The organism is Haladaptatus sp. (genome assembly GCF_049589095.1).
Lineage (GTDB): Archaea > Halobacteriota > Halobacteria > Halobacteriales > Haladaptataceae > Haladaptatus.
In genome coordinates this window covers 1-10,249 of the sequence record NZ_JBAWAC010000506.1, presented here as the reverse complement: position 1 = coordinate 10,249, position 10,249 = coordinate 1, and the positions used below count along the sequence as shown (strand labels likewise).

11 protein-coding genes are annotated in these 10,249 nt (G+C 62.3%); 4 read left to right on the top strand and 7 right to left on the bottom strand.

What is annotated here, in order from left to right; genetic code table 11:
* On the bottom strand, positions 1 to 744 hold a 744-nt coding region (locus WBV42_RS15775), incomplete at its 3' end, for a helix-turn-helix transcriptional regulator (RefSeq protein ID WP_423986865.1).
* 149 nt (positions 745 to 893) lie between these two features.
* Here WBV42_RS15775 and WBV42_RS15770 point away from each other — a divergent pair.
* The gene (locus tag WBV42_RS15770) at positions 894 to 1,655 is read left to right on the top strand and encodes an HpcH/HpaI aldolase family protein (protein ID WP_423986864.1); all 762 of its coding nucleotides are present in this window, start codon (positions 894 to 896) and stop codon (positions 1,653 to 1,655) included.
* A gap of 108 nt (positions 1,656 to 1,763) precedes the next feature.
* Here WBV42_RS15770 and WBV42_RS15765 read toward each other — a convergent pair whose 3' ends face one another.
* Entirely contained in the window at positions 1,764 to 2,636 is an 873-nt protein-coding gene (locus WBV42_RS15765; RefSeq protein WP_423986863.1) for a PHP-associated domain-containing protein, read from the bottom strand.
* Positions 2,637 to 3,216: 580 nt separating this feature from the next.
* On the opposite strand from WBV42_RS15765, the gene WBV42_RS15760 reads away from it, so the two are divergent.
* Complete coding sequence (locus WBV42_RS15760; protein ID WP_423986862.1) at positions 3,217 to 3,648, top strand: VOC family protein; 432 nt, start codon at positions 3,217 to 3,219, stop codon at positions 3,646 to 3,648.
* Between the two features lie 110 nt (positions 3,649 to 3,758).
* A complete protein-coding gene (locus WBV42_RS15755) occupies positions 3,759 to 4,775 on the top strand; it encodes a zinc-dependent alcohol dehydrogenase family protein (protein ID WP_423986866.1) in 1,017 nt (338 codons plus the stop codon).
* A gap of 27 nt (positions 4,776 to 4,802) precedes the next feature.
* On the opposite strand, the gene WBV42_RS15750 is transcribed toward WBV42_RS15755, so the two are convergent.
* The 5 genes from WBV42_RS15750 to WBV42_RS15730 form a co-directional block, all read right to left on the bottom strand.
* The gene (locus WBV42_RS15750) at positions 4,803 to 5,216 is read right to left on the bottom strand and encodes a nuclear transport factor 2 family protein (RefSeq protein WP_423986861.1); all 414 of its coding nucleotides are present in this window, start codon (positions 5,214 to 5,216) and stop codon (positions 4,803 to 4,805) included.
* A 455-nt stretch (positions 5,217 to 5,671) separates the two neighbouring features.
* Positions 5,672 to 6,472: an aldo/keto reductase gene (locus WBV42_RS15745; protein ID WP_423986860.1), complete on the bottom strand. Its 801-nt coding sequence runs from the start codon at positions 6,470 to 6,472 to the stop codon at positions 5,672 to 5,674.
* A gap of 138 nt (positions 6,473 to 6,610) precedes the next feature.
* A complete protein-coding gene (locus WBV42_RS15740; protein WP_423986859.1) occupies positions 6,611 to 7,288 on the bottom strand; it encodes a helix-turn-helix domain-containing protein in 678 nt (225 codons plus the stop codon).
* A 196-nt stretch (positions 7,289 to 7,484) separates the two neighbouring features.
* Positions 7,485 to 7,847 carry a hypothetical protein gene (locus tag WBV42_RS15735; protein ID WP_423986858.1) on the bottom strand — a complete coding sequence of 121 codons (363 nt, stop codon included), beginning with the start codon at positions 7,845 to 7,847 and terminating at the stop codon, positions 7,485 to 7,487.
* Between the two features lie 7 nt (positions 7,848 to 7,854).
* On the bottom strand, positions 7,855 to 8,994 hold the full coding sequence (locus WBV42_RS15730; protein WP_423986857.1) for an aromatic ring-hydroxylating oxygenase subunit alpha: 1,140 nt from the start codon (positions 8,992 to 8,994) through the stop codon (positions 7,855 to 7,857).
* Between the two features lie 167 nt (positions 8,995 to 9,161).
* On the opposite strand from WBV42_RS15730, the gene solA reads away from it, so the two are divergent.
* A partial coding sequence (solA, locus tag WBV42_RS15725; RefSeq protein WP_423986856.1) for an N-methyl-L-tryptophan oxidase occupies positions 9,162 to 10,249 on the top strand: 1,088 nt, incomplete at its 3' end.

The window sequence follows — 10,249 nt, the reverse complement described above, 5'->3', positions numbered from 1 at the left end:
GTAGGATTCATAGAGCGCTTCCGCCCACTCCCGCGCCTCGGGGGAGTTCGTATCGACGACCGCCCGTAACATGCCGGTATCCGGGTCGTAACCCGTGAGGGCCACCCGGTCGTCGAAGAGGGTGAGTCCACACGGGAGTGCGTCGTGCATCAGGATGGTGAGATTGCCGCCCTCCAGCCCTTTCTTGGCTGCCGTCGGCGACCACTCCAATACGGCTTCGACGATGGGAGGTGGATAGATGATTTCGGTGGTCATCCCCTCGCGAACGTTCCGATACAGGGTCCCGGCGTTGGCGGATTTGAGCGTCGCCGTTCCGAACGCACGCATCGTCCCCGCGTTCACTATCAACTCGTCGTAACGACGCACGGGTTCGTACGGGTCGTCGTCATCGGCGACCGTGACGACGGCGTCGGAAAACGATTCCATCGAGATGCCGAGTTTCTCCGCCGGAAGCCATCGCGCGACGTCGCGCAACCGCTGTCTCGTTTCGATCCGATCGAGCAGGGTCGTGACCTCCCCCGCAACGAACAACCCGTCCGACGTCGTCCGATGCTGACAGCCATCCCGGCGAATCCAGCCACGAGCTTCGAACTCGTGGAGCATGCGCCCGATCGTCGAGGACGACGCACCGGTCAGCGCCTGTAGGTCGTCCCGACTACGCGGACGCTCGGCAAGCGCGTCGAGGCACTCGATGCGGTGTTCTGACCGTATGAGAAACTCTATCTCGTCGAGTGCAGTTCCCATGGTTCTAGTTAGCACCCGACGGTATATCTTCGTGTGGGGTCGCTCGTCCGAATCAACATCGAGTGGACACGAAACGGGAAACCGTCGAATCGTCACCCACTCGACTCGACACGTCCCTTTTTTGTTCTCCGCCTCGCAACAGTTCGGAAATGACTCCCGTGAATCGAACACTGCGGACGCTCGAACGCGGCGACGACGTCGTCGGCGCGTGGCTTCTCTCGCGCAGCACGCGTGCGGCCGAGGTCGTGGCACGAACCGACGTCGATTGGCTCGCCATCGACACCGAACACGCGCCCCATTCGCCCGAACGCGTCGAGACATTGGTTCGGGCCGTCGAACCCAACGCGACGCCACTCGTCCGGCTTTCGTCGGTCGAAACGACCGTCTCTGGCGGGGCGAAACACGCCCTCGATTCCGGGGCGCAGGGTGTCATCGTCCCCGGCGTGGAATCCGCCGCGGACGCGAAACGGGTCGTTCGTGCGACCCACTTTCCACCGGTCGGCGAGCGGGGCGTCGCCGGAACCACACGGGCGAACGAGTACGGGGAACGATTTGACGACTACGTCGCGAACGCGAACGACGAGACGCTCGTCGTCGTCCAAATCGAGTCGCCGTCGGCGGTCGAATCGGTCGAGGACATCCTCGCCGTCGACGGCATCGACGTCGCGTTCATCGGCGAAAACGACCTCTCGTCCGCGTACGGATATCCGGGCGAGAAGGACCATTCCACCGTGACGGCGGCCGTTCAGCGGGTGTTCGAGGCGGCCGAGGCCAACGGCGTGTATCCGGGCATCGCCGGTCGAACGCCGACCACCCTGACAGAGCGGTCGAACCGGGGCTTCCAATTCTTCCTCCTCGGGGCCGACCTGAGTTTCATGCGCACCGGCATCGAGGAGTTTTTGGACGGGTAACGACGACTCGTCGAAGTCACGAATCGGTCGGATAGCCAACTCGCCGATGTTCCGCCGGACTCGAGCGATTCCGACGGGGAATAGCTCCGGATCGGCTGAACGGAACGCTCAGAACAGCCGGTTGATGAGGCGATTCGCCGTGATCGATCCCTCGATCAGATACCACCAGCGGTGGTTCCGCGAGGAGAGCGTCGCCGCGCCGAAGAGCAGTGCCCCTCGTCGCCGTTTTCCGCGGTGGAACGCGTACGCCGACTGCGTGAGTAGGGTGAGCACGTTCAGGTTCGACGCCGTAACCGCCGCGTCGATCCGCTTGCTCGCGCCCTTCGTGTAGTGGTTGGCGCTGTGCGGGATCGGCGTCCGTCGTCCGTTGATCTCCGTCGTCCCGGAACGGAACGCCTCCACGATGGTGTCACAGTCGATCTCCGACTTGTTCGACACGCCGTCGATGGTGAGTTCGGTGTACGCCCGTCCGACCATCGACGCGGTGTGTGCGTCGCTCGCCGCGATTCCTGGATAGCCGTGCTCGTCCGCGAACGCCCCGGCACGCCGATTCTTGTATCCCGTGAAGAGCCACGAGTTGTACACTTCGATGGCGTCACACGCGACGAGGTCGCGTTTCCGAACGCCGTGGCGACTCCACTGGAATGGATGGGGAACGATGGCGACGCCGCCGAGTTCGTGGACATCCTTGACGGTCGCTCCGAGCGATTGACGCGGTGTGGGACGTTCGTCGACGCCGATGGCGAGGAGGTGGCCGTCCCCCGTCGAAACTTCGACGCCGGGAATTCCTATCAAACCGTACTCGGCGGCGAGCTCGGCGGCCCGTCGTGACTCCTCGATGACGTCGTGGTCGGTGATGACGATGGCGTCGAGACCGATGTCACTGGCCTGCTCCAGCAACAGTTCGATCGAATCGTGTGCATCGTACGACCCCTCCGAGTGGACGTGGGGGTCGATCCTGACGGTTACTCCAGTTGGCACTTTATTATCCCACGGTCGTATCGAATATCAATCTGTCTACTTCACCCCTGCCGGAATCGTTATTGTCCGCCATTCGCTGAACGCGGCTCCAAATCGAGACGTCCCCGACAGCGACGCTACCATTCGTCGGCCGTTCGTTGGAACGACGCCCGCGTGGAGGGCGCCGACGAGGGGTGACTCCCGTTTCCTCGCTTCCAGATGCCGAATTTCCCGTTCCCTTCCCGATATACGCCGTGTTTTGATGAACTGGTCAGAATTCCTTTTATCGAACCATCCGTAGATCGAAACGGGTCGGGATGCCACCACCCACTGTCGATTCGGACAGAGGCAAACACATCGGCACGATACACCCACAAGCGACGCTCGCTACCGGCTATCTGAACGTCACGTGGCTTACCACATCATCTCTCCCCGACCCATCGTGCCGGATCGTCCGGCCCCGTCGCCGGACGGTTTCTCAACACCGGTAGACGACGGCGGTATCGTGCCGATACCTGTCATCATCCTCGTATTCGACGTTAGTACCGACAGACGACGCCGCGAGACGAAGCGTTTTACTCGGGGAGAACGAGATGAAACCATGAGCCAGTTGAGCCTCCACCACCACGGTGTCTCGGTAACCGACCTCGATCGTGCAGTCGAATTTTACAGCGACGTTCTCGGGTTCGACGTCATCGACCGGTACACCCTCTCCGACGACGCACTTTCGACGGCCGTCGGCGGCGACGAACTGACGGGCCACTTCGCCCAACTTGACGGCGGAACCGGCCGCGTCGAACTCATCGAATATGAAGCCGACGATGACGACGATGGGAACGACGTTCGCGGCGCGGCGGTGTACGACACCGGGGCGAAACACCTCGGGATAGAAACCGACGACCTCGATGCCGTGTACGAATCACTCCCCGACGACGTCGAGGCCATCAGCGAACCGCAAACGACCGGCAGCGGCACGAAGATCCTCTTCATCCGCGACCCGGACGGCAATCCAGTTGAGATTCTCGAACTCTGAATCGGCTCTCCGTCGGTTCGACGTGCCGTGACCGAGGATGAACACGAAAAGTGGTCAAACTGTGGGCGAACGCAGGAACGAAACGCTCGGGGATCGAACTCCCGACGAAAATGCGAGCCTACGAAGTCCAACGGACGGATTCCGAGTACGACGGGGTAGTACAGTCCGAGCGGTCGGAGCCGAATCCCGACGCCGACGAGGCGCTGGTCCGCATCCACGCGTGCTCGCTGAATTACCGCGATCTGGCCATCGCGAACGCAGACCTCGTTTATCCCGGAGCGGAGCCTCCGGTGATTCCGCTGTCCGACGGGGCCGGTGAAGTCGTGGAAGTCGGGGACGATGTCGAACGGATTTCGGCGGGAACCCGCGTCGCAACGCCGTTTGCCCCCGATTGGATAGAGGGGGCGGGAACGCCGGAGAAGCTGGCGCGAACGACGGGCGGTTCCACCGACGGGGCGCTGGCGGAGTACGTGACGTTCCCGGCCGAGAGCCTCGCTGTTCTCCCCGACTACCTCTCCTACGAGGAGGGCGCAACGCTCTCCTGTGCGGGACTGACGGCGTGGCGTGCGTTCGTCGAGGACGGGAACCTCCACGCCGGGGAGACGGTGCTCGCACTCGGAACGGGCGGCGTCTCGACCTTCGCGCTCCAGTTCGCCGCGATGCACGGCGTGCGCACGGTCGTCACGTCGTCGAGCGACGAAAAGCTCGAAGCGGCCCGCGAGCTAGGGGCGAACGAGACGATAAACTACGAATCGACACCCGAGTGGGGAGAAGTCGTCCAAGAACGAATCGGCGGCGCGGACCACGTCGTCGAAGTCGGCGGTCCCGGGACGCTCGAACAGTCGCTCGAAGCGGCGGCCGTCGGCGGTCACGTCCATCTCATCGGCGTTCTCGCCGGGCAGCAAGGACGCGTCGATCCCGGCCCGATTATGCACAAATCGCTCGACGTCGAAGGTGTGATGGGAGTCGGAAGCCGCGCGATGTTCGACCGGATGACCGACGCGATGGCAGTCGAGGAGATGCATCCCGTCATCGACCGCGTCGTCGACTTCGACGACGTCCGCGAGGCGTACCGCCACGTGGACCGCGGTGAGCATCGCGGGAAGGTAGTCATCTCGGTCGAGTGATCGGGTGGCGCAGTTCGCTTCCCGGTTTCAGAACGGACGGGCGACACTCACGTGCATCCCGACGAACCGCCATTCTTCCGTTCCTTCTTCTTCGCTATCTCGCCGCTCCAGGGTGCCACTCCACCGCGTGTCGAACTCGTGGCGCGTTCCGGTTCCGGTTTCCGTGTCGGTGTCGGTCCACGCCATGTGAACGTCGTCGCTGAACCACGCGTGGCGGTCGCGTTCGGTCACCCGTAGGTTGCTGCTCGTCACCGTCCAATCCTCCGATTCGCGGGTCTGCTTGCGTAATCCTTCAGCGACGGTCTCGTACCCGACGAGTTGTTCCGAGATTCCGAACTTGACCAGCGATTCGCCCGCCGCGAAAAACGGCGGTAGCGGTTCGCCCTCACGAAGCGCCTCGTAGTACTCCCGTACCGTCGTCTCCGCGTCGTCTGCATTCATTTCGGGCTGACATCGACCCGCGTGCTTCAAAGCTCTTGTTCGTGGGTGACTGTTGGATCCATGGAAACAGCCGCGCTCGAAGTCGCCCACTTCGTTACCCGTTACTTAGTGGACTTGCCGTTGCAGCCACGTTGTATCTGCCTCTGTGGAAAGGATTGTAGTCGTACGAATGGAGGGTATTATCGGTGAAAGGAGATCGGATGGTCAAAGAATGATGCATCATCTGTACGGATATCCACAACACGATCTGCAGCGAAACGACGACGAGCGGTCAGTCTATGGATCGCCGCAACACGAGGTGATGGACGCGAAAACGAGCAGTTCGACGGGTTCGGAACCGCGACTTCGAGCGCGGCTGTTTCCGTAATCGAGGTCCGGAATAACTGATAATCGCCGATCCGGCTACTTCTCGGTTCCCCACGAGCGGGACGTCCCGACGACCTATCGGACGACGCTCACTGATTCCACGGCGCGTCGTCGGGATCGATGAACCGCTCCACGCGCTCGATGCCGTCGATGGTGGCGATGTCCTCCTCACTCAGATCCAACTCGCGCGCCGCGAGGTTGTCCCGGAGATGCTCCTCGCTCGACGTCTTCGGGATGGCGGCGACGTTCTCCTTCGCGGCGAGCCACGCCAGTGACACCTGATACGGCGTGGCGTCGTGTCGCTCGGCGACCTCCTGAATCTCGTCCACTTCCGCGACTTCCCCGCGCGCGACCGGCGCGTAGGCGACGAGCCAGTGGTCGTCCTCTCGCGCGTACTCCTGCAGTTCCTCCTGCTGGAGCAGGGGATGCATCTCGACCTGATGGGCGAATATCGGCGCGTCGAGGACCGCACGCGCCTCGTCCAGTTGCTCCGGCGTGAAGTTGCTCAGGCCGACGTGTTCGATCTTCCCCTCCTCGCGCAACTCGTCGAACGCGGGGAGCGTCCCCTCCGCGTCGTAGGTGTCCCGCGGCCAGTGGACGTACAACAGGTCGATCGTGTCCACGCCGAGGTCGTCGAGGCTCGCCGCCGCGCTGGTGTGCACGTCGTCGTGTGCGAGCATGTCGTCCCACACTTTTGTCGCCAGAAACACGTCCTCGCGGTCGGTGTCGGCTTGCTCGATACCGTCGCCGACGTACTCCTCGTTGTCGTAGGCCCGTGCGGTATCGACGTGATGATAACCGAGTTCCAGCGCGGCCGCGACGACCTCCGCACACTCCTCAGGGTCGGTGTTCTTGTACGTTCCCAATCCGATCGGGGGTAGTTCGTCCATATCGGTCCATGTTCCAGCGCGCTTGTGAATGATGTGGCCGTTACGCTCTCGGTCGATTTTTCGTAGTCGTTGCCGTACACCGAACGCGTCTTCATCGGGCCGTCGAAGGCACCCGTCCGTACTGCTAGAACCGACACATCACCCGCTTTTCCCGCCGTCTTCGTTGTCGTCCGGCACGAGTGTCGTTTCGATGAGACGCGACGTTCCGCGTCTGATTCGCCCGCCGACCGCCGTCGACGAGATTCCCAACTGCTCGGCGAGGGCTTCGTGTGAGGTCTGGCGCGGTTCCTCGAAATAGCCCGCCTCGAACGCCGTCAACAGGGCCGTCCGCTGTGCCTCGGTCAGGACTTCGCCGTCCGCGGTCAGACTCTCCTGTTGATACATTCGGTCCAACTCGAACGAGATGTCTTCCTCCCGACAGTAGTCCCACAGCTGTGACAGCGACTTTCGGTCAGGGAGTTGGAGACGGAGGAGCCATCCCTGTCGCACCGACCTCGCTTCGAGCATCAGGCCGCCGACCTTGGTCGTCTTCGGCGTGAGCAGTTTCGTGCCCGGCGTGTAGCAGAGGCGGTAGATTCGGGTGTCGCCGTGGTTCGCCACCATCTCGGACTTCTTTACCGTCGGATCGTCCCGTAGCGCGTCCTCGAACGGGCCGAAATCACCGTCCTTGGTTTCGACGAGGAAGAAGAACAGTCCCGTATCCGGGTCCGTCCCCGTCGTCGGAACGACCTTGATCGCGACGTTCGGTACCGCCGCTATCGTAGGTGCCAGCGCGAGGTCCGGATGGTGAACCGTAACGTGCGAGATGAACGACATAGCTATTACCGGTGATTACCTCGACATCCGACTCTCGTGGGCATGCGTGTTAAACATTCGGTACCATGGCAGGAATGAAACATTCAGTACCACAGTCGGAATCGCACGCGATAGCCACCATCCGAGCTTCGAAGAGACGGTCGCCTGCCCTCGTCTCCCGGCAGAAAACGTGGTTTACTGACCGCGTTCCGCCCGTTTAGAACGCGCTGACGTGATCGTCCTTCGGTTCCCACACGTGACCCGTCATCCGCAGTTCGTGGAGTTCGTCGAGCGTCTCGCTGACGGTTCGACCCCGCTCGCCCATCGCCGCCGTCACGAGACCGAGCGGGACGCCATCCTCGAAGGTCTCGCCGAGTTCGAAGACGACGGATTTGAGGTCCGCGTAGTCGGGCGGTTTTCCGGCTGATCCGTAGTCGGCGTACTCCCACTCGACGTCGTGACCCGTGAGCGACCGATGGCGTCTGTAGAACTCGACGATCTCGTTGGGGGTTGCCGTCTCCTTTCGCTCCCCGCAGTCGGTACAGTTGGCGACGAACGGCGCTGGTTCCTGTTCGTTCATCGTCGACTCAGGCGTTGTAGGCCTCTTGGGCCAGTCGGTGGAACTTGTGGAGCGTGTGCTCGTTCGGTCCGAGTTGGGCCTGTGCGAGCGCTCCCGACTTCAGCCCCTCGTACTGACGCTCGACCAACTCGAAGTCCTCCTCCTGCAGTTGGCGGCTCGTTCGAACGAACTCCAGTTCCTCGTCGCTCATCTCCGCGTCCCTGAAGAAGTAGTCGGCGACGAGTTGGAACCGTTCCTCGTCGATGGGGTCGATGATGTACGTCCCGTAGCCGTCCGCGGTGCCGTACATGTTCACCGTGAAGTTCGGCCACATGTAGTAGAACTTCGCCTCGTGCTCGTCGTGAATCCGGAGTTCGTCTTCGACGTCCTCCTCGTGCGTGTAGTGGAGCACCCAGTGGTAGTCGTTCACCTCCAACTCCGACTCGTCGAGTTGAATCCCCTTGATCCAATCCTGATGGTTGGCCTGGCAGTGGTCGCACTCGGAGTAGTTCCCGCCGAACGTCTTCCAGTTGCATTCGACCTCCGAGACGAACCGCGCGGCGTGTTCGTACTCGTCCAGCGGGAGCGCTTCGAGTTCCGTTTGCATCTTCCCGGCCTGTTCCGAGAGCGGTATCGGGTCGGTGTCGAAGTTGACGAACACCAGCGGTCCGATCCAGTCGGTCGAAACCTCCATCAGACCGTTCTTCCCGGCGTCGAGTTCCGACACGTCGTCGTCCTCCAGGTCCGGGTTGAGACCGGCTTCCTCGAAACTCTTCGGCGTCGTCGCGAGGTCCCCATCCAGGTCGTACGTCCAGAGGTGGTACGGACACTGGATCCGATTCACGTGTCCGGGGTCGCTCATCGGCGTATCGTCGACGATTTTCGACCCTCGATGCGCACAGACGTTGTAGAACGCCCGAACGTCGCCCTCGTCGTCCCGCAGGACGATGATCTCCTTGTCGCCGACGTTCCGGGTGAAGAACTCCCCGGACTCGGGGATGCAGTTGGCGTGGCCCGCGTACACCCAGTAGCGCGAGAACACCTTTTTCTTCTCCATTTCGAACACGTCCGGGCTGGTGAAGTACTCCGCGGGGAGGGCGTTCGTTTCGTCGGTGATGTCGGGACTGACCGCTTCGACTCGGTCGGTCCCGTCGTTCCATCGTGTCATGTGACAACTTGTCACTATCCGGGGGTATAAATATGAACCACAGATAGCTCCCCCATTCAAGTGCCCCGGGTTTCGAGGCGGGCCATTCGAGAGGGGACGAACGCGGGTTCATCCGCTTTTCGCGGGGAAAACGTGAAGACGGTCGATTCGAAACTACGGGGACGAGTATGAGTGACAGTAACAACCGACGGGACGTCATCGTCATCGGCGTCGGTGGAATGGGGAGCGCCGCGACGTACCACCTGGCGCGGCGCGGCCTCGACGTCCTCGGACTGGAACGGTTCGACATCCCGCACACACAGGGTTCCTCGCACGGCATCACGCGAATCATCCGGCGTGCGTACTACGAACATCCGTCGTACATCCCGCTCATCGAGCGCGCCTACGAACTGTGGGACGAGTTGGCCGACCGGACGGGACGGCCGGTCATCCACCGAACCGGTTCCATCGACGCCGCTCCCGAAGGGAACGTCGTCTTCGAGGGGTCGCTACGCTCCTGCGAGGAACACGACATTCCGCACGAAATCATCACCGGCACGGAACTGGCCGACCGCTTCCCCGGTTATCGGCTCCCGGACGACTACAAGGCGTTGTACCAACCGGACGGCGGGTTCGTCGTTCCGGAGGAATCGATCATCGGACACGTCGAGGCGGCACAGGAGGAAGGGGCGGACATTCGCGCCCGTCAACGCGTTCTCGACTGGACCGAAACCCCGGACGGCGGCGTACGGGTCGAGACGTCGGCCGGATCGTACGAGGCCGACAGCCTCGTGCTCGCCGCCGGTGCGTGGAACTACAAACTCGCCGACGCACTGGACGGACTCGCCGTCCCGGAACGGCAGGTCCTCGCGTGGTTCCAACCCGAAACCCCGTCGCTGTTCGAACCCGACTCGTTCCCGGTGTGGAATATCAGCGCCCCGGAAGGGCGGTTCTACGGCCTCCCGATATACAGCGTTCCAGGGTTCAAGCTCGGTAAATACCACCACTTCGACGAACAGGTTGACCCGGACGACTGGAACACGGAACCGGGACCGGCGGACGAACGACTCCTCCGTGATTTCACCGAGAAGTACTTCCCGAAAGCCGCAGGCCAGACCATGCGACTGGCGACGTGCATGTTCACCAACTCCCCGGACGAACACTTCATACTCGACACGCTTCCGAACCATCCGCAGGTCGCGGTCGCGGCCGGGTTCTCCGGCCACGGATTCAAGTTTTCGAGCGTCGTCGGCGAAATCCTCGCCGACCTCGCCGC

Coding starts and splice junctions, on each gene's coding strand:
- WBV42_RS15770 (WP_423986864.1), top strand. CDS start 894: ATGACTCCCGTGAATCGAACACTGCGGACGCTCGAACGCGGCGACGAC.
- WBV42_RS15760 (WP_423986862.1), top strand. CDS start 3,217: ATGAGCCAGTTGAGCCTCCACCACCACGGTGTCTCGGTAACCGACCTC.
- WBV42_RS15755 (WP_423986866.1), top strand. CDS start 3,759: ATGCGAGCCTACGAAGTCCAACGGACGGATTCCGAGTACGACGGGGTA.
- WBV42_RS15750 (WP_423986861.1), bottom strand. CDS start 5,216: ATGAATGCAGACGACGCGGAGACGACGGTACGGGAGTACTACGAGGCG.
- WBV42_RS15745 (WP_423986860.1), bottom strand. CDS start 6,472: ATGGACGAACTACCCCCGATCGGATTGGGAACGTACAAGAACACCGAC.
- WBV42_RS15740 (WP_423986859.1), bottom strand. CDS start 7,288: ATGTCGTTCATCTCGCACGTTACGGTTCACCATCCGGACCTCGCGCTG.
- WBV42_RS15735 (WP_423986858.1), bottom strand. CDS start 7,847: ATGAACGAACAGGAACCAGCGCCGTTCGTCGCCAACTGTACCGACTGC.
- WBV42_RS15730 (WP_423986857.1), bottom strand. CDS start 8,994: ATGACACGATGGAACGACGGGACCGACCGAGTCGAAGCGGTCAGTCCC.